Source organism: Halobacillus sp. ABH2_015 (genome assembly GCF_056158945.1).
Window position 1 is genome coordinate 466,876 of record NZ_JBSWUG010000002.1, and the last position, 18,250, is coordinate 485,125.

The window sequence follows — 18,250 nt, forward strand, 5'->3', positions numbered from 1 at the left end:
AGGCGAGATTGTAAGGAAGGGAAGATCCATGTGTATCCATACCCACCTATGAACAGGCAGGAGACGGCTGGAGATATTCTGCAGAACAGCATCGCTTCCAAAGCGGCCGCCGCCCATTTTTATCAGCGCCTTTTTTCGTATGCTCCTGCTGCTGACCAATCCGTCATCAGGCAGGCTTTTGAAAAAGAATCAGCTGTCTTGAATGAGCAGACCGTCCTTTATAGACAGATGACAGGAAGGCAGCCTTCTCTCAAGGCCGTACCGCCAGCTTTCAATACGTATCAGGATGGACTGCAGAAAGCATATGAAATGAAGCTCAATCACTATAATTATGATCAGCAGGCGTTCAGGGCACTGCAGGGCACCCCATGTGAACCGTGTCTTCAGCGTGCCTGTCAAAGTAATGCCGACGAAGCAGGCCGGTGGTACAGATTGTTGACCCGTCAGGAAGAAACAGGAACGACTGTGGACTTCGGCGGCCAGCCTTATGTGCTGGATATCGAAAAAGCGACCGTTCAAAACGATACGTTCCGCACAGCCATCTGGACGGGAGACGATCTTCAGGTCACTTTAATGAGCATCGGTGTCGGAGATGATATCGGCCTTGAGATTCATCCGGATGTTGATCAGTTTCTCCGTCTGGAGCAGGGACGTGGGAAAGTACAAATCGGACCTGAAAAAGACCAGCTTACATTTGAACGGGAAGTTTCGGATGACTATGCAATCATGATTCCAGCAGGAATGTGGCATAACGTAACAAATACCGGGGACGTTCCTATGAAGCTGTATTCCATCTACGCTCCTCCAGAGCATCCATTCGGCACGGTCCATAAGACAAAAGCGGATGCGTTGGCTGCGGAGGCTGAAGAATAAAGGTTTGTCGCGAGAAAGCTTGAGGTTCGATTCCCCTTTTGTAATAATTGAAATAAACAGGGGGGATAACATGAAGCTCTCGTATTTTTTACTGCTGATTATTTTCATGATGCAGGGGATGGCCCTTGTGAATGTCACCCTTTTTGAAAACAACTGGAACGGTGTGATGCTCTGGATCAATACATGTCTTTTTATCATTGCAACCGCTTTAACGGTGAAACCAGCAGATTCCAGTCATGAAGACCATTAAAAGGTACGTTTCCCCTTATGGGAACGTACTTTTTTTATGCGGAAGTAGGGGGATGGATTCCGGGTACACTATATAAGGATTTACATAATTATTACGTGGAATTAACTCATTCTTACCATTACTTATTCTGTCATTAACATAAGGCTACTAGTATGAACCATGTAATCACATGATCGGAGGGAAATTATTTTGAACAAACAGCTTGCAAAGAAAGTATTGTCTGTGACCGCCTTGTCCTGCCTGTTTTTTGGAACGGCTGATTCCCCATCATACATAAGTGCTGAAGATCACAACGAAGAAGTGAAGAACGTCATATTCATGGTTGGTGACGGGATGGGGCCTGCCTATACGACCGGGTACCGTTACTTTAAAGATGATCCGGACACCAAGGACATGGAGCCGACGGCTTTTGATCCCTATCTTGTTGGGATGCAGTCGGTCTATTCCCATGATCCTTATCACGATGGCGGCGAAGAGGATGAAAAGGAGAATATTCCGGATTCCGCAGCGACGGCTACCTCCATGTCTTCCGGGGTGAAAACGTACAACGGAGCCATTGCCAAAGATCTGGAGAAGGATGATACGAAGACAGTGCTGGAGGCGGCCAAGGAAAAGGGGATGTCCACAGGTCTTGTTGCTACCTCCCAAATCAATCATGCCACACCTGCTGCATACGGAACACACGATGAGTCCCGCCAGAATTATAATGACATTGCTGATGATTACTTCGACGATCAGATTGACGGAGCTCATAAGGTTGATGTCCTTCTCGGTGGTGGAACGGATTATTTTATTCGTGATGACCGTGACCTGACTAAGGAATTTCAGGAAGACGGCTATGATTATGTGACGACGGCCGAGGAGATGGCGGATTCTGAAGCAGAGCAAGTGCTTGGCCTTTTTGCTCCTGTTGGATTGGATAAGGCTATCGACCGTCCGGAAGAGCAGCCTTCTCTCGCTGATATGACAGAAACTGCTCTTGATAAGTTGAAAAACAATGAAGAAGGCTTCTTCCTTATGGTGGAAGGAAGCCAGATTGACTGGGCCGGACATGACAATGATGTCGTAGCTGCCATGAGTGAAATGGAAGATTTCGAAGGAGCTTTCGAGAAAGTGATGGCTTTTGCTGAAGAGGATGAAGAAACACTGGTTGTTACAACTGCGGACCATTCTACAGGAGGGTTTTCCCTTGGAGAAGGTGGTCCTTATAAATGGGATCCCGATGTCATCCATGCCGCTTCCCATACGCCTGATTATATGGCCGGACAGATTGTGGAAGAGGGGGCTGACGTAGAGGAAACCTTGACGGAGTCTATCGATTTCGAATTAACAGAAGAAGAGATCATGTCCGTTCAGGATGCTGTAAATAATGGAGACGATGAGGAAAAAATGGTAGATGTGGATAATGCGATTGAGGACATCTTCAACAAGCGGTCCGGTACAGGATGGACAACCGACGGACATACAGGTGTGGATGTTCCGGTATATGCCTATGGTCCGGCCTCGGATCGCTTCTCTGGATTTATTGACAATACGGACAATGCTAAAATCATTTTTGAACTGCTGAATGGTGCGGAAGAGGAAGAAGAAGGTGCACCTCTGGCTGATACAGCCACCTCCTATCCGTTGGGGCTGCTGGCCGGCGCAGCTGTCGCCGGGGCCGCAGGTGTCATTCTTTTCTTTAGAAGGAAACAGCTGAAAGTGTAACAAACTGCGGGATAAAGGAGAGGTCCGATGATTCAAAAGCTGAGCGTTGCCTTATTGCTGCTGGGATTGGTGCTGGTATTTTGGAATGGCTTCCAATGGTGGTCGGAAAGTCGTGTCGCTGTTTATGATGCAGAGATGCAGGATGTTTCATATTCTCCGGAGAGCGGACCATCTCCATCCGAAGATTTCGTCGCTGCAGAAACCGTCGGAAGCTATCAGGAAGGCGGGGAAATCGGAGAGCTTACGATTCCTAAACTCGGAAGGCGTTATCCTGTGTTTTTCGGGACAGGGGACAGCACATTGAAAGAAGGCGTCGGCCTGTATGATACGTCGTATACGACTCTTCCGTCTGAAAAGGGACATACTGCGCTTGCTGGCCACAGAGAAACGGTCTTCCGCGGCCTCGACGGTCTTGTTCCTGGGGACTTCCTTTACCTTACAGAAGGAGGCTATGAATACGAGTACCAGATTAACCGGATCTGGGTGACGGATGAACAAGATACGTCTGTCATCGTGAAAAAAGACTCTCCCACATTAACTTTGACGACGTGCTATCCTTTTGACTTCATCGGCTCAGCTCCTGAACGTTTTATCGTGCAGGCTGAGTTTGTAAAAAGACACGAACTGCCTTAAGCTTAGCGCTGCCTCTTTCCATTGGGAAGAGGCTTTTCTTTTTGTTAACCTTTCTGAATATTCTTTACTCCGTGCGTGGAAAACCATACACTAAAAGAGATCGTGATTTCTTACATAACAGAAAGGCTGATGCGTATGAGGAACACTCTCACTCTCTTTGACAAGGAAGGTAAATCGTCTCTATTGTCTTGAATCAATCATGAACTGGAGGAGTCGGTATTGAAGACTTTAGGTGATCTAACCATTGTTGAATATCATGATGGGTTGGCGGAAAGTACAGCTGAGATGTGGAACGAAAGCCGTGGAGAATGGGGAGGAGACCTGGTCGTCACAACGGCGGAGGATGTAAAGGAAAAGGAAAACGCCTCTACGAACCTGAATCTGTTCCTCGCGCTCGACGGCGGTAAAGTCGTCGGTTACTGTGGCCTGTCGGAGTACAGGGAAGATCAGGAAGCTTTATATATCCCGCTGTTGAACGTTCATCCGGATTATCATGGAAGAAAGATCGGGCGCAAGCTATTGAGGAAAGCGATCGATCAAACGGTTGCCTATGGATGGCCGCGTCTGGACTTGTTTACATGGCCGGGCAACACTAAGGCGGTCCCTCTCTATAAAAAATGCGGATTTTTCTGGGAGGAGCGGGATGATACGACTCACTTGATGAACTTCATTCCACAGGTGCTGCAAATGGAGGTCCTCCGTCCATTCTTTCAGGAGCATGACTGGTACAGCACCAGCCAGCGCCCGATTGAAGTAAAGCCGGATGGACAACAGGCTGGAAAGCATACCGTTTATGAATATAAATGGCAGGCACCGGACGGCCGTTTTGTCAGGATCCAGTTTGAACGGACAGGCCGAGGCATTCATTTGATTGAAACAGATGATTTCTCCATACAGATGGATCTTCCTGACTTTAAACTACGGGAAAATGAAACCTACGCTACCTGCATTCATGTCGTCAACAAACAGGAAGCCCCAGCCACGTTCCATTTGGAAGGGGTGTCATCAGAACTCGTGGACCATCGCCTCCCGATGATCACTACGGTGGAGAAGGAAGTAACGGTGAACGGGGATGTCGAGGTGACGGTCCCGGAACAGAAGCCGAGTCCTTGGAAAACCCACCCTGTAGTTGAAACAACCGTCCACATAAACGGCTGGTCCGTTCCATTGAAAATGGGCGTGTATCCAATCAAGGCAGGAGACGTCACGGTACGAACTGTCCAGCCAAGCTGGAGACCGGGACAGGAAGGTTCGTTGTATCTGGATATGGAAAGTCACCTGGAGAAGCCTTCAGTATGGACGGTTCGTCTTCCGGATCAGGACGTGCTGGAGTGGCACACACCCAGCATACAGGTGGATATAGACGGCGGTGCCCGTGTTTCCGTCCCTGTTCCCATCACCCTTCGGAAAAACGGATTTTTGAAAGAAGAGATTTCAGTTGCCGTCGAAGAAGAGGGCAGGTCTTCCTTTGAATTCACCGCCAGCCTTTCCTACGCTTTTCCGGGCCATGGAGCTAAATTCGGAGGAGAAACAGAAACGAAGTGGTTTGGTTTTAACGGTCCGTACTATGCAGAAATGGAGAAACGGAACCAGTTTATCGAAGTCGGATCGATTCGGTCCAACGAAGATCCTGTGAAGCTGATGACTCCTCACCTGGGAAGACCCTTCAGTCAGGAATTTTCAAAAAAAGAAGCGTCCACGGTGGAATTCATCGAACTCCCGGAAGCTTTTGTTTTGAAAACGACACTTGAATCCGAAGCGTTTACAGGCCTTCTGCTCAACACGTATATCAAAATTTTTGGCGATGGTGTGGTGGAGGTCCATCACGAAATCATCAACCAGGGACCGGCGAAGGAAAGCGTTCACCTGCAGATTCCGGTTTACCCGATGTACAAGCAGCTGGTCATTCCTTATAGAGACGGAGTCATTGTGAATAGGGAAGCATCGATTCCTTTTACCGAATACCTGCGAGATGAAGAGATATCGGAACCATGGCTGTTTTCAAAAAATTCCTGTGGAGACACGAAAGCCCTCGCTTGGCCGGAGGAAGCCAGAGGAAGAGGAGACGACTGGCGTTTTGCCATCGTGTTTGAATCAGGTGAACTGGAGGAACAGGAAAAACGCATCCTGGGCCCGATAAAAGTCGGCTTCAATGCTACAGCCGGCTGGAAAGACTGGCGTTCCCTTGTCAGAGGTGAAGACGGGAAACACTTGAAGGAATACCCGCTGTTCGCGCTGGAAGCAGCCGGGCAGCGTTTTATATCCCGCGCAGGAGAACGGGTCCCCTACACCTTCCGCTCCCTGCTGACTCCGTATCTTCACGGCTCATTAACGATTCGTCAGGATGGGGAAACGTATCGGGAGGAAACCACAGTTGAACAAAAGCGTACGAAAATGGAAATCATGATGGAGCATTCGTCCCCAGGGATTCATTCGATCCATGGCCGCTTCCGCTCCAAAGGACAAGCAGCTGCTCTCCACACCTGCCAGCTTGTAACAGGGGAAAAGTCAGTAGAAGTCACCAGCCGCAGCGGTGTGTGGACCGTGGAAAATGATGGATTATCCTTCCATGCTTCCGCCTCCTATTTTCCCGGCATATACTCGTTGGTGTATGAGGGTCAGGAAATGCTTCACCATCAATACCCGGAGGCGGGACCGAAAAGCTGGTGGAATCCATGGGGCGGTGGGCTGCGTTTTGCGCTCCCGGAAGTGAGTGCTTATTCCATGATGAAAGAAGATACCCTCATATCACGGACAGACCGGACGGATTCACTCGGCCATACGTGGAGCGGCCTGTTATTATCTACAACCCTGCAGGAACATGAAAGGATGAGAGGACTGACCCTCCGTCAGTATGTCCTTACCCTTCCAGGTGTGCCTGTCCTGGTGGTCTTCGCTGAGATTGTCCCACCTGTGCATCGCACGTTTTATGAAGAGAGGGTGAATCTTGAGACTTTCCTCAAGCCCGGAAAGGAACTGGACGGCTGTTATTTGAAATTCCCGGGAAGCGGGGTTTTCCATACGTATTACGCCGGTGTAGAAGAATATGAATTGGAAAATACATCAGCTGTGTGGATAGGTTCTGATGAACACGAGAAGAAGATGACGTTTCTTCATCCACAAGCGAGTAAAGAAGCGGGCAGCTACGTGAATCAGGATGTGATGTACCTGGAGTCTGTACAGAACTGGAGTGCCGCAGATGGAAGGGGTTTCCAGACTTCTCCTGCTTTTCTGTACGGCGGGGGTGAAGAAAATACTCAGGCCCATCACTTGTTTTATGGACTGGCGTTTCCAGAAAAGGATTCTCCCTCGTGAAAATCATTGATGCGCATATTCATTTTTCCAATATTGGAAGCTTTAAAGAAACAGCTGAAAAGCTCTCACACGTTCATTATTGTGCAGGTGGATTGGAAAAGGAGATGAAAGACAACCGCATTGAAGCCTGTATCGGAATGGGATTGACAGAAACGGAGCACGAGGAATTCCCTGACCGTCATGCATCGACACCGATGCTCCTGGATTTAGAAGAACCCCCGTGTCAAGTGGCGGTCTGCCCTGGAGTTAATCCTTGGAAACTCGATGGATCAGGGCTTGATGCCCTTGAAAAAGAACTGCAGAAACCTGAATCGGTGGGGGTGAAAATCTATTTAGGCTACTACCCCTTTTATGCCTGTGATGCGGTTTATCAACCGGTGTATGATCTGGCTGCAGCTTACCGAGTTCCTGTTGTCCTGCATACCGGCGATACGTATTCCGAGCGTGGATTGTTGAAATATTCCCATCCGCTTACCCTTGATGAAGCGGCAGTCATGTGAAGAGATGTCCAGTTTATGATGGCTCATCTTGGGGATCCATGGGTGTTGACGGGAGCAGAAGTGGTCTATAAAAATCCGAATATGTACGCAGATCTTTCTGGGTGGATCGTCGGAGCCGGAGGGGAAGTGGAAGAAAAAAGACGGGGCAGGCATTTTGATCAAATCCGTCATGCGCTCACTTATTGTGAACACTATGAAAAGCTTTTGTTTGGGTCTGATTGGCCGCTTGTGCCGATCGGGGATTATGCGGCATGCATTGGGGATTTGATCCCCTCCCGTCATATGGAAGATGTCTTTTACCGTAATGCGCTGCGGTTATTTCCGAAGCTTCGGGCTTTCATTGAAAATGGAACAAGCGGACGGTGAATCCACCGTCCGTTTTTTTCGGATGGAATTAGGATTTCTATGCTACTATTATAGTAGAAAATTATCGGTGATTGGCACAGGAGAAGAAAAATACGGGCTGTCGTCGTGGGTGTGACGATTATAAAAGGAGGATGACTATGACACATACGGTTGATGTCACGGGTGTGGAAGACTGTGGATATGCGCCGAAAAAGCAATGGCTGAAAGCTTTTAACGAGGCTTTCGCAACAGGAGATGCCGCCTATATTCTGGATCAAGTGACTGATGATGTGATATGGAGGATCATTGGGGAAACTTATGTCATCCAAGGGAAAGCGGCGTTTGCTGAGGAACTGAAATCCATGACGGAATACAAAGTCAGCGGGCTTCATTTTGATCAGATTATCACGCATGGAAGAACCGGATCTGCGAACGGAACGATCCTCATGCAGAGCGGCAGGCAGTATGGATTCTGCGATGTTTATCTGTTTACAAGTGCTGGAAAAAAGGCGCGGCTGAAGGAGATTAACTCCTACCTGATTCCACTCCCCTCGAGCTTCAGCTGATTTTGAAATACGGATTCGTCATCATTTGGTGGAACGCCTCCGCGTTTATTACTGTATGTATTAAAAAAGAAGCACACCGCTGTGTGCTTCTTTTTTGGAATTTAATAATCCTGCCATGCTTTTTGATACAACTGAATGAGGACGGGGCGGTTCAACGTATTAACGGGGATATCAAAGGTCTCTCCGTTCTCTTCCTCAATCAAAGCATCTGTATCATTGCCGAACGCGAACAAAGCACGTGCGGTCTCCTCATTTAAGAAGGACAGGTTGTCTGAGACCTCCAGGTTGTCGAGATTGATTTCTTCCCGTGAGGCCAGTGTGAACCCCCAGTTTCCGAAACTTGGTACATCCAGATGGTAGCTGTCCGTATACAATCCAGTTTCCTTCATCGTTTCGTGGATCGTCCAGAATACTTTAGGTGCAAAAACAGGGCTCGTGGACTGCATGCTGATTTTACCGCCGGGGGCAAGATGGTTACGGACGAGCGAATAAAATTGAGTGGTATACAATTTATTCAATCCCTCATTGTTCGGGTCGGGAAGGTCTCCGATGATGACATCATAGAACTCTTCATTTTCCTGCAGATACTGAAAAGCATCAGCGTGAACGACCTTAACACGGTCATCTTTGAGGGCACCTTCGTTTAGGCGGAGCAGCTCATGATGGGTGTTGGCCAGATCCGTCATTTCCGGATCGAGGTCTACGAGTGTGATGTCTTCCACCTGTTCATGTTTCAACACTTCCCGAACAGCGAGACCATCGCCGCCTCCAAGAATAAGGACGTTCCTTTTCTGTTCGGCAAGGGCCATGGGAATATGGACAAGGGCTTCATGGTAGCGGTACTCATCACTTTCTGAGAACTGCAGCTGTCCATTCAAATAAAGACGTACATCGTTCGGCTCCTTGGTCAGGATGATCCGCTGATATTGGGTATCCTCAGCATAAATCACCGGATCGGCATACACCCTCTGCTCAAAGGCTGCGGCATATTTTTCACCAAAAAGAAAGCCCCAACCGAGCAGAAGCAGAATAAGTACACCACTCAGCTTATGAAGAGCCGGACGGTGGATTTCTTTACGAAAATAGAACGTAAGGAATAAGGCAATGACCGCGTTGATCGCGGCGACTAAGAAGGCCGTTTTGATCAGTCCCAGTGCGGGCCTCAGGAGAAGAGCGAACCCGATGGATCCGATCAAGCTTCCTGCATAGTCAAAAAATAAAACACGGGCCGTGCTTTTGCTGATATCCGCCCGTATGTCCTGCACCCGCCTGATTAAAATCGGCAGTTCTAATCCGGTCAGGAAACCCGTCAGGGAAATCACGATATACAAATAAACCTGGGCGGTTCCCTGATCGAAGAAGGAAGAGAAAAAGAACAGACCAAAAACAGAAAAACCGCCGATGATGGCAATCAAAAACTCGGCCTGCACGAACCGGGTCACAAGCCGGTTTTTCAAACGTTCACTAACAGCCGCCCCAATCCCCATCGCCATTAAAAAAAGGCCGATGGTAATGCAGTAGTAAAGGACACTGTCCCCGAACAAGTAGCTTCCAGCCGCCCCGTAGAGAACTTGAAAGACGATTCCGCAGATGGAGACAATTCCTGATGATAAATATAAGTATCTCTGGGCGTTCATAAAGTACCTCCCGCAGGTTTACGTAATGCTGCCTGCCACGGCAAAGCCGATGAAAATGCTCACGGCAGCCGCAACGATTGCAACCGCTACGTTGTTTTTACGGATTTCGTCTTCTGCTTTGAAAGGGGTGACCAGTTCAAAGAGGTAATAACCGGCAATCATTAATACAAATCCGATCAAAATCCAGATAGCTGCGCCCCAGATGCTCAAGTTGTGGGCAATGGACGCTTGTGTGATGATGCCGAGGCCGATCAATTTACCGGCAAACTGTGTACCGACAGCTACATTTCCGTTCAGCAGCTCCTGACGGTCATCGTAGGGGGTGAATTTTTCAAAAACGGCCATGCAGATCCCGGCAATAAGGAGCATGAGCACCCAGTACACAAGGGTGAGCATCAGTTCTGTGGCATCAAGGATCTCTGAAAATTCAAAGGCAAACATAAATCAAACACTCCTGTCTTTCATTATTTTCCTGTTCCTGGTCCTCCACCGCGAATACCACCCGGTGAATCCGAGGAATATTTCAAGGTCGGAAGCTTTCCACTGTTCTTCACATAACCGCCGCCGAGGATGTACCCGGTATATAGGAATCCTCCACCCCTGGATTCAAAATCCATATCAAATTCCTCTTCAGCCTCACGGGCAATGCCGTAATCAGAAAAGAAGGCAGTGGAGTAGTTGTTTCGTACAAATTCTTCTCCAGACATTTCGACGAGAGAATCATTGGCGTCTTTCGGGTCTTCAAAAACCTGCACAAGCAGATCATCATAAATCATAAGGTGACGGTCGTTTTTCGAGGCTTCGTACATCGGTTCGTTTGTATCCATGATCTGATTGGCGACCGTAGTTACCGTTTGATTGGAAGCCCGGTATATTTCAGATTTGTTTTCCCTATCGTCATAGACGATGTCCTCCATGGGATACGTGTTGTCAACCGCTCCCTGCACGGAGGAACAACCTCCCATGATGATCAAAACAAGGAAAAAACTGTAGCTGATCCATCTCTTCATTGGTTCACCTCCTGACAGCTGTAGTAAAATTCGGTTGAAAAAGCCGTGGGTGTTTCAAAGCCGTTTAAGCAGGCGGACCCAGGGACATTTTCCCATATCATCCTCTTTCATTATACTTGTGTACGAACGAGGACTCAATAACGTTTCATTTATGATAATTCAGGTCTTTTGACTTCGAGAGGTATCAGACCTTATACTGAACGGAGGAACTGCAGCTTAGACAGAGAAAGAAGAGATGCCATGAACTTACGTGTCGAGGATTACATCAGCATCAAGCTCCACCAGACAGACTTGAAGCTGACAAGTGAAATCAAATCACGCCTTCAGCCCTACAACCTTGCACCTGAACAAAATCTAGTCATGATGCTCTTGTGGGAAAAAGACGGACTGACTCAAAACCAGCTGTCTGAAAAACTTGGAAAAGATAAGACGAATATTGCCAGAATGGTAGGGAATCTCGAAGGGAAAGGCTTTATTGAACGGAAATTCTGCCCGAGCGACCGTCGTTCCCTGGAGGTATATCTGACCGAGGATGGGCGGAAATTGAAAGAAGAAGTCGTCCCTGTTTCTGAAGCGTTCAACGCGGATGTGACAGAGGGACTGAGTGAGCAGGATTTGGTACATCTGGACCAAGTGCTGACAAAAATCCTGAACAATATAAAAGGGTAAGGGTCCCTTTTTTTTGCCAATATAGTATGCGTAGCAACTAAATGGAAGAAAGGATGGTTGGATGACATTCCAAAGAGAACTCAAGGAGAAGTGGAGAGTCGAATACACGGAGATGGGGTTTCCGGCTGTACAGAAAGGCTGGGTGCTTCCTGTCGAACGATGGCGTGATTTTGATCCATTCATCCTGATGGCGGAAGACTGGTTCAAAAAGGGCACCTTTCCCGATCATCCCCATAGAGGCTTTCAAACGGTGACTTATGTTGTGGATGGCAGGCTCGAGCATATAGATAACGCAGGAGGCCGTGAAATTCTTGAACCTGGTGACGTTCAGTATATGAATGCCGGGTGGTCGGCCCGTCACGCAGAAGATGGGGTGGAAGATGATATTGCCCATACGCTCCAGCTGTGGTTGAATCTTCCGAAGGATCAGAAGCAATCCGATACGTTGTATCAGAACGTCTATCAGGAGGAAGCCCCTGTCGTTCCTTTTGACGGAGGCAGTGTAAAAGTGTTCTCTGGAAATACCGCAGGAGTGACCGGCCCTCTCGATTCCATCGTTCCTATTACGTTGACGGAATGGACGATGGGAGAAGGGGCTTCTTATACGATGTCCCTGCCTGAAAACCATAATGCTTTTGTTTACGTGCTGGCAGGAGAAGCCGAAACCGGGCCCGGAAAACAGGTGATGAGAAAACACGAAGCCGGCCTGCTTACTTTCCGTGAAAATGGAGAAGAGGATAGTACTCTGACGATCCGTTCCAAAAAACGGCGCACTAAAGTGCTTGTTTATTCTGGAAAACCGATCCGCGAGGAAATTGTCCCGCATGGTCCTTTCGTGATGAATTCCGTGGAGGAGATCGAGCAGGCTTTTGAAGATTTCCGAAAGGGTAAGTTCGGACCTCCAGCTGTATAAAGGACGCAGAAAAGCCTGAGAGGCAGCTGGCTCTCAGGCTTTAGTTATCGAAGTTACTGCTGACAGATCGTTTACCATACTTTCGCGTTTCATGACGGATATAATCACTTTTTCTGCTTCTGTGAGTACCGCCTCACGCCATTCCTGCTCTACAGGGTAGAACATGTTCCGAAGTTCCTGCAGGATCCATCGCCGGTCTTCTTCGTGTTCGGCACCTTCCCAGTACAGTTCATTTTCCAGAATAATCGTTGTGAACTCTCTAAGCTCCCCCTCGCGGCTTGTTCCGAATGTACCGAACTCGAACAGCGCCGATAAAAGACTGCGTTCAGGAAACTCATTTTGCTGCAGTTCATAAAAGTGATTGGTTGAATCACCTTTGACTTTTGAGGGACTGAATTTTTCGATGTTCTCCATATGATAATCTTCTTTCAGTGTATCTACATCTCTTTCTTCAAGTTCTGAAATCACCATCGTCACTTCATTGGTCGGCCCGAGCGCTGTGTGCCAGTCCATATGGATCACCCGGCTGTAGTCATTCAGCATTTTCCTCTGCCACGTTTTCATAATGGAAGCAGACAATTCTTCTTCTTTTCCTCCATAATAAACGCCCTTTTCAAATTCATACTGTCCCATGCCCTTGGCGGACTTCACGGCTTTGTATCCCTGTTCTGCCATTCCTTTGGTCAAATATTCATAGAGAGCTGTCTTTTCTCTTGGAATTTCCTTTAAGCTGCCATTCGGCTGGAACAGACGGCTTGCATCACGATAGTTTGTGTTCAAATCCTCAGGCACATGTTCAGTCTTATAAATATAATTCCGGTTTAAGTCCACATTATTTTCTGTGACCCTGCGGAAATGCTTCATCCCCCAAGGGTTAATGCTGTGGACGAGGCATAATCCTGTATGATCCGCATCCATGCCGGATAGGTGCTTTTCGACAAACATCTTTATAACGGCCGCTCCCGCGTATCCTTCGATTCCGTGTTCACCTGTCGTCATGAACATGACCTGATCATTGTTTACAGTGGCATCGGCATAAATGAAGTCGATGGTTAAATCTTCTTCATTTCCGATGTATTCGGTATGAAGGGAAGCCTGTGGCCACTGTTTTTTTACCTGAGGAAGCAGCTTCCGAAAACGATCGCGCGATTCTTGATATGTTTTACTGAAATATTGTTGCGTATCCATGAAACCAACCACCTTTCTTTATATAATCATTGAACAGATGCGTCTCTTGGATCTTCCCGATACAAAGGGAGGGTGCAGCAGCGGAAAGCCCCGCCGGATTTAATAATTTCTGAAAAATCAATGGGGAGCACTTCGAACCCTTTCTCTTCCAAGATCTCATTCAACCGGGTGTGAAGGGAGAGGCTGATCACTTTGTTTCTGCCAATCGAAAGCACATTGGGACCCATATGGAACGTTTCGTCCTTTGTGACAGGGATGACCTCGAACCGATCCCGGATCATCTGCCAACCCTCATCTGTAAACGCTTCTGGATAAGCGATGGCTGTGTGAGCATCCAGGATATTCAATACACAGTCCAGATGAAGGATTCCATCCGCAAGTGAAAGAACGTTCACATCTCTATCCGGTTCCTGCTGTTTGAGTTCTTGAACAGCTTCCATCGAAGTACGCCCGCTGTGACCAATCCAGATTGTGTTTCCATCGACGAGGACGTCGCCGCCTTCTATCGGATGGTGAAAAGTACGGATGTCATTCGTGTCACGGCTGTTCATCCAGGCCGTTAATTCACTCGTTTCACCTTTACGGACATCTTCTTTCATAGAACTGGTGTAGAAATGAGAACCGATGACGAAGCCGATATCTCTTGTGAAAACTTGTTCATGCAGGCTGGATTTAGAGGGGAGCAGGTGGACGGTAATCCCCTCCGCTTTTAGAAGGTGGACAAAATCCCTGTGCTGCTGTAACGCTGCATTCGTCTGTATTTCCTCATAATGTTTCTGTGTTTCATTGATTTTAGTTTCAATTCTCATATGACGGGGCTCCGAGACGAGTACGTCCAGCAGTTGACCGTATTCAGTGGAACAGTTGAATGCTGTTCTAGCAGCCGTATCTTTCACGGGACAAACCTCCATTCTTTCGTTGATTTATGTTTCCCCATCTCTGAACAGCCGAAACAATAGATTTCCAAATCGTAATGAGAGAAAATGGTAGAGTGGAATAATAAAGGAGGCATTTCATGGAGTTTAAACAATTAAAGGACTTTGAAGCATTTACAGACCTCTCCCGCCGGTGTTATCCCGGAATGAACCTTTTGACAGCGGAGGACCAGGAGCGCTATACCACTCACCGCAGGAAGATTTCCGGGTACGAAGATGTCCATCCAGTAGGATTGTACGACGGCTCCTCCCTTATTGGAGGTTATTTTGCTTACGATCATAGGATTCAAGTGTATGACCGGAAAGTAGAAGGCGCAGGGATAGGCACGGTAGCCGTAGATCTTCCTTACAAAAAACAGGGACACGCCAAGCGGATCATTACGAAGTTTTTACTGGATGCCAGAAAAGATGGACGTATAGTGACGCACCTTTATCCTTTTCAGCCGTCCTTCTATCAAAAAATGGGCTTTGGGATCGGCCCGGCGTTGTCTGTCTATCAGTTTCATCCTGCTCAACTCCCGGGTTTTCAACCGAGCCTGGACGTTCAGATGCTCACCGCTGATCACGTAGAGGAGGTTCATACCTGCTACCAGACCTGGGCCGGCCGGACCCATGGCGCCACGGATATCCCTCCTTATGGTTTTGCTTTTTTAGAGAAGCCGGAGCAGCATACGATCGGGGTTCGGAATAATGGAAGACTGGAAGGGTATATGACGTTCGAATTCAAGGCAGGAGGGCACTTCCTTGAAAACGACCTGCACATCAAAAACTTTTTCTATACGACGAAGGAAGCTTATCAAACTCTTTTAACCCAGCTGCATAATCAGAAAGACCAGGTCCAATCGGTCAGATTTCCGACGTTTGATGAAGATTTCAGTTTCACATTACATAATCCTGTCCACGTAGAGAATCATTTAATTCATTCTATATACCATAAAACCGCTGAGCAGGGACGCGGACTGATGTACCGCATTATAAATATCCCGGCTTTCCTGGATGCTGTTACCCATCATTCCTTCGGCAGAGATACAATCCGGGTAGGATGGACAGTGAAAGACAGTCTGCTTGGGGAAACCTATGAAGCTGTCTGGCAGTTTGCGGCAGGGAGACCATCCCCGGCCAAAGAGGAGGCGGAGGTTCATATAGAACTTGATATCGGCTCGTTTTCCTCCTTAATGATGGGGTGTGTGTCATTAAACGCACTTGAAAAATCAGGCAGAGCCACTGTATCCAAGCCGGTCGATCTTTTCAACCAACCCGAAAAACCGCAATGCTGGACATTCTTCTAATTCTGACGGCAAGGGGAGTTTTGAACAGGAAGCCTTCTGCATACATATAGTACATTAAGGAAAATGATGGAACGGAGTGGAGGGAGTGAATAAAAAGAGCAGACGGGCAGAAGCTGTTCATTACTTCAAAACACGCCCCTTGATTCATGTGCTGGAAGCAGCCCGGGTGAAGTATGAAGCCTACGGTAAGGCTTGTGGAACGATGATGACGGAAAAGCTTGCCTACAAAGAATTATTAGCTCTGGCTGATTTCATGGGGATGTCGGAACATGCGCTGGATTTGAAGCGGAAATTTTCCATTGCCCGATTTGAGCGGAGGATCATGGATCGCTGGGGGATAACCTTAGGAGAATTACTTGAAGAATATTTCTCAGGGACGGAGGGGTATAAGGAGTGAAACTTTAAAAACCCGGACTCATATCAAATGAGTCCGGGTTTTTGTTATACCCACGTATAATCTCTGCCCCAGCTTTCCTGAGCAAGCGTACGTATATTCTGTACGATCGTGTTTTCAACAGCGTAGGCATCTCCCTGTTCATAAGGGTTGTAATGGAAAGCGTACAGCCTTGATGTGAATGCATCAAAGGGAAGTGAGCTTTCCCCTTCCTGTTCTCCACTCCCGTTTACGCTTGGTTCAATATTCTGTCCCCAGTTCTGGGAGCCGTCGTTATTCGGGTTGTAGAAGTAGATACGGTAAATGCCCTGCGGGTCTTTTGCAATCCTTGTAATGGAAACGGCATGCAGACCGAGCAGCTTTCCATGGACATTTGTAATGAATATGCCGACAGGATTCGGATAAATCAATTCATAGTCGTCATTGTAGTCTGGATGATGGGTCGCATAGAAGAGCTTGATAAATCCGTTGTAATCCAGAACATACCCTGTGATGGGATCGAAGACCGAACTGAACCCTTTCTGCACCCAGTTGCCGTAAAAAGCCGGGTTTACCCAGCGGTGGCCGTCTTCTCCGCGGAGGGCAACACGTGTCATCATCTCGCTGTAAATTTTATCTAAGTGCGGGACGAGTACGAGGGATACAGGGTCAAGCTCTTTATGAAGATCGGGGGCGAGCCCGCCTTTTAAGTCTTTGGAATGGATCTGAGCACCTTCAAATGTGAAATCCAAGTCCCCATCTCTGGCTGCTCTCGGAATGATCTCGAGCAGGAATCCAGGGGCATGCTGGGCCCATAAGCTGATTCCTCTCGCAGCCTGACAGGTCGGATTAAATCCTTGCCCGACCCCCATCGGCTGACCGAGGACCTGGATGGTGCCGGCGACGAGAATACTGTTGGCTGTCACACCTTCCCCGGTATTGGTTGTGGAATAGAGTGCATTCCTGACATCCGGCCGGATATCAAGCTCTATGAGCCTACGCAGTCCCGGGGCTACGGGTGAGTGGGAGAGGACCCCGCGTTCAAGCATCATCGCAAGTCCGTAAATGGCTTGTCTCGTGCCTGGGAAAATGGACGAGCGGATCAACTGGATCACTAACTCCCGGTTTTCTTCAAGGTTGGCACTGCCCTTACTGTTAAGGCTCAGGGCATACGTTAACAGACCAGGATTCTGCTTGCTTAGAAATCTCAGCAGTGTCGCATGATGGGGAGCGACTAAACCGGTGTCCCGCATCGATGTGGCAAGCGCGACACTTTCTGAAATCAAGTCAGCCCTGGGGATCGTCTTCAGCTGGCTGCGGTACGCATGGACATCCTTGAACTGCCCGCTCAGTGGTGAGGGGCCTTCAATGGCAGCTATGAACTGTTTCAATTCTGTTGTATCATTCTTCTCTGTATCCTGGCTGACCATTTCTTTGGCCATCCTGATCATTGATACGATCCGCTTGATCATGATAGGGCGTTGGGCAGTCAGCCGTTTAATCTCATGAATAAGGGTCTGAATGAGGGCGGTCGACGATAAATGAGTGGAAAGAAACGTAAACAGTTTTTCAGCTTTCTCGTCATTTTCATGCTTTTCAATCCGCGCACTTTCGCTGGCATCTGGAAAAAGAAGGTTCAGGTTCAATACCATGACTTCATTGAGGAACTCTTCAGCCATTGTACGGGTCACACTCGAATTAGAAGCCTTTCCTTCGGCTATAGCCAGCATCCGCAGCTCGCTCAGCACTTCGATAATCATAGGCAGCCCTTTGGCTTTCAAGGATCCGCCTACGAGGGGAGGCTGAAGTTTCTCAGCGGATTCCCACGGACCGTCCTGAAAAACGCCGGCCTCTTCAAAACGTGCGGCATGCTGATAAAGGTTTTCAAATCCATCGTCTGCGTCAATCAAACGGTTGGCTTCCTGATAGACATCGGTCTGATATTTTGATTTTACAAAGGAAGGAGCCTGGGCCAGCTGGTCCAGGGCGTAAATGAATCGTTCAGCAAGAGCACCTGTGGTTTGAGGCATGTGACTACTCCTTTCTC

General features: G+C 48.1%; 16 protein-coding genes and 1 pseudogene. 11 read left to right on the forward strand and 6 right to left on the reverse strand.

Annotation, left to right across the window (positions count from 1 at the left end):
• Positions 1-48 precede the first annotated feature (48 nt).
• The 7 genes and pseudogenes from ACXAD6_RS02300 (at position 49) to ACXAD6_RS02330 (ending at position 8,189) form a co-directional block, all read left to right on the forward strand.
• Complete coding sequence (locus ACXAD6_RS02300) at positions 49-873, forward strand: cupin domain-containing protein (RefSeq protein WP_474967460.1); 825 nt, start codon at positions 49-51, stop codon at positions 871-873.
• A 70-nt stretch (positions 874-943) separates the two neighbouring features.
• A complete protein-coding gene (locus ACXAD6_RS02305; RefSeq protein ID WP_474967461.1) occupies positions 944-1,123 on the forward strand; it encodes a hypothetical protein in 180 nt (59 codons plus the stop codon).
• Positions 1,124-1,309: 186 nt separating this feature from the next.
• Positions 1,310-2,830, forward strand: coding sequence for an alkaline phosphatase (locus tag ACXAD6_RS02310; protein ID WP_474970346.1), 1,521 nt, complete (start codon positions 1,310-1,312; stop codon positions 2,828-2,830).
• 27 nt (positions 2,831-2,857) lie between these two features.
• Positions 2,858-3,463 carry a sortase gene (locus ACXAD6_RS02315; RefSeq protein ID WP_474967462.1) on the forward strand — a complete coding sequence of 202 codons (606 nt, stop codon included), beginning with the start codon at positions 2,858-2,860 and terminating at the stop codon, positions 3,461-3,463.
• Positions 3,464-3,682: 219 nt separating this feature from the next.
• Complete coding sequence (locus tag ACXAD6_RS02320) at positions 3,683-6,778, forward strand: N-acetyltransferase family protein (protein WP_474967463.1); 3,096 nt, start codon at positions 3,683-3,685, stop codon at positions 6,776-6,778.
• A pseudogene (locus ACXAD6_RS02325) lies at positions 6,775-7,644 on the forward strand (amidohydrolase family protein). Before ACXAD6_RS02320 ends, ACXAD6_RS02325 begins: the two are co-directional and overlap by 4 nt.
• A gap of 137 nt (positions 7,645-7,781) precedes the next feature.
• Positions 7,782-8,189 (forward strand): nuclear transport factor 2 family protein, encoded by a 408-nt coding sequence (locus tag ACXAD6_RS02330; RefSeq protein WP_474967464.1) that lies wholly within the window; start codon positions 7,782-7,784, stop codon positions 8,187-8,189.
• Between the two features lie 101 nt (positions 8,190-8,290).
• On the opposite strand, the gene ACXAD6_RS02335 is transcribed toward ACXAD6_RS02330, so the two are convergent.
• Genes ACXAD6_RS02335 through ACXAD6_RS02345 form a run of 3 tightly spaced genes read right to left on the reverse strand, consistent with a single transcriptional unit; the run spans position 8,291 to position 10,836 of the window.
• On the reverse strand, positions 8,291-9,826 hold the full coding sequence (locus ACXAD6_RS02335) for a polyamine aminopropyltransferase (RefSeq protein ID WP_474967465.1): 1,536 nt from the start codon (positions 9,824-9,826) through the stop codon (positions 8,291-8,293).
• 18 nt (positions 9,827-9,844) lie between these two features.
• Positions 9,845-10,267 (reverse strand): DUF350 domain-containing protein, encoded by a 423-nt coding sequence (locus tag ACXAD6_RS02340; RefSeq protein WP_474967466.1) that lies wholly within the window; start codon positions 10,265-10,267, stop codon positions 9,845-9,847.
• 23 nt (positions 10,268-10,290) lie between these two features.
• The gene (locus ACXAD6_RS02345) at positions 10,291-10,836 is read right to left on the reverse strand and encodes a DUF4247 domain-containing protein (RefSeq protein WP_474967467.1); all 546 of its coding nucleotides are present in this window, start codon (positions 10,834-10,836) and stop codon (positions 10,291-10,293) included.
• A 240-nt stretch (positions 10,837-11,076) separates the two neighbouring features.
• Between ACXAD6_RS02345 and ACXAD6_RS02350 the strand changes: the two genes are divergently transcribed.
• Positions 11,077-11,505 carry a MarR family winged helix-turn-helix transcriptional regulator gene (locus tag ACXAD6_RS02350; protein ID WP_474967468.1) on the forward strand — a complete coding sequence of 143 codons (429 nt, stop codon included), beginning with the start codon at positions 11,077-11,079 and terminating at the stop codon, positions 11,503-11,505.
• Between the two features lie 61 nt (positions 11,506-11,566).
• Positions 11,567-12,418, forward strand: coding sequence for a pirin family protein (locus tag ACXAD6_RS02355; RefSeq protein ID WP_474967469.1), 852 nt, complete (start codon positions 11,567-11,569; stop codon positions 12,416-12,418).
• Between the two features lie 33 nt (positions 12,419-12,451).
• Here the strand turns inward: ACXAD6_RS02355 and ACXAD6_RS02360 are convergent, their stop codons facing one another.
• Positions 12,452-13,606 carry a M14 family metallopeptidase gene (locus tag ACXAD6_RS02360; protein WP_474967470.1) on the reverse strand — a complete coding sequence of 385 codons (1,155 nt, stop codon included), beginning with the start codon at positions 13,604-13,606 and terminating at the stop codon, positions 12,452-12,454.
• A 26-nt stretch (positions 13,607-13,632) separates the two neighbouring features.
• On the reverse strand, positions 13,633-14,502 hold the full coding sequence (locus ACXAD6_RS02365) for a dimethylarginine dimethylaminohydrolase family protein (protein WP_474967471.1): 870 nt from the start codon (positions 14,500-14,502) through the stop codon (positions 13,633-13,635).
• Between the two features lie 119 nt (positions 14,503-14,621).
• Between ACXAD6_RS02365 and ACXAD6_RS02370 the strand changes: the two genes are divergently transcribed.
• Positions 14,622-15,830 carry a GNAT family N-acetyltransferase gene (locus ACXAD6_RS02370; protein WP_474967472.1) on the forward strand — a complete coding sequence of 403 codons (1,209 nt, stop codon included), beginning with the start codon at positions 14,622-14,624 and terminating at the stop codon, positions 15,828-15,830.
• An 85-nt stretch (positions 15,831-15,915) separates the two neighbouring features.
• On the forward strand, positions 15,916-16,227 hold the full coding sequence (locus tag ACXAD6_RS02375) for a hypothetical protein (RefSeq protein ID WP_474967473.1): 312 nt from the start codon (positions 15,916-15,918) through the stop codon (positions 16,225-16,227).
• Between the two features lie 44 nt (positions 16,228-16,271).
• On the opposite strand, the gene ACXAD6_RS02380 is transcribed toward ACXAD6_RS02375, so the two are convergent.
• Positions 16,272-18,233, reverse strand: a complete 1,962-nt coding sequence (locus tag ACXAD6_RS02380) for a hypothetical protein (RefSeq protein WP_474967474.1) — start codon at positions 18,231-18,233, stop codon at positions 16,272-16,274.
• Positions 18,234-18,250: the final 17 nt, after the last annotated feature.

What these genes read in the sequence shown, in the direction of transcription:
- ACXAD6_RS02340 (WP_474967466.1), bottom strand. Translation starts at nt 10,267, where the DNA reads ATGTTTGCCTTTGAATTTTCAGAGATCCTTGATGCCACAGAACTGATG.
- ACXAD6_RS02350 (WP_474967468.1), top strand. Translation starts at nt 11,077, where the DNA reads ATGAACTTACGTGTCGAGGATTACATCAGCATCAAGCTCCACCAGACA.
- ACXAD6_RS02370 (WP_474967472.1), top strand. Translation starts at nt 14,622, where the DNA reads ATGGAGTTTAAACAATTAAAGGACTTTGAAGCATTTACAGACCTCTCC.
- ACXAD6_RS02300 (WP_474967460.1), top strand. Translation starts at nt 49, where the DNA reads ATGAACAGGCAGGAGACGGCTGGAGATATTCTGCAGAACAGCATCGCT.
- ACXAD6_RS02335 (WP_474967465.1), bottom strand. Translation starts at nt 9,826, where the DNA reads ATGAACGCCCAGAGATACTTATATTTATCATCAGGAATTGTCTCCATC.
- ACXAD6_RS02380 (WP_474967474.1), bottom strand. Translation starts at nt 18,233, where the DNA reads ATGCCTCAAACCACAGGTGCTCTTGCTGAACGATTCATTTACGCCCTG.
- ACXAD6_RS02345 (WP_474967467.1), bottom strand. Translation starts at nt 10,836, where the DNA reads ATGAAGAGATGGATCAGCTACAGTTTTTTCCTTGTTTTGATCATCATG.
- ACXAD6_RS02315 (WP_474967462.1), top strand. Translation starts at nt 2,858, where the DNA reads ATGATTCAAAAGCTGAGCGTTGCCTTATTGCTGCTGGGATTGGTGCTG.
- ACXAD6_RS02355 (WP_474967469.1), top strand. Translation starts at nt 11,567, where the DNA reads ATGACATTCCAAAGAGAACTCAAGGAGAAGTGGAGAGTCGAATACACG.
- ACXAD6_RS02330 (WP_474967464.1), top strand. Translation starts at nt 7,782, where the DNA reads ATGACACATACGGTTGATGTCACGGGTGTGGAAGACTGTGGATATGCG.
- ACXAD6_RS02305 (WP_474967461.1), top strand. Translation starts at nt 944, where the DNA reads ATGAAGCTCTCGTATTTTTTACTGCTGATTATTTTCATGATGCAGGGG.
- ACXAD6_RS02360 (WP_474967470.1), bottom strand. Translation starts at nt 13,606, where the DNA reads ATGGATACGCAACAATATTTCAGTAAAACATATCAAGAATCGCGCGAT.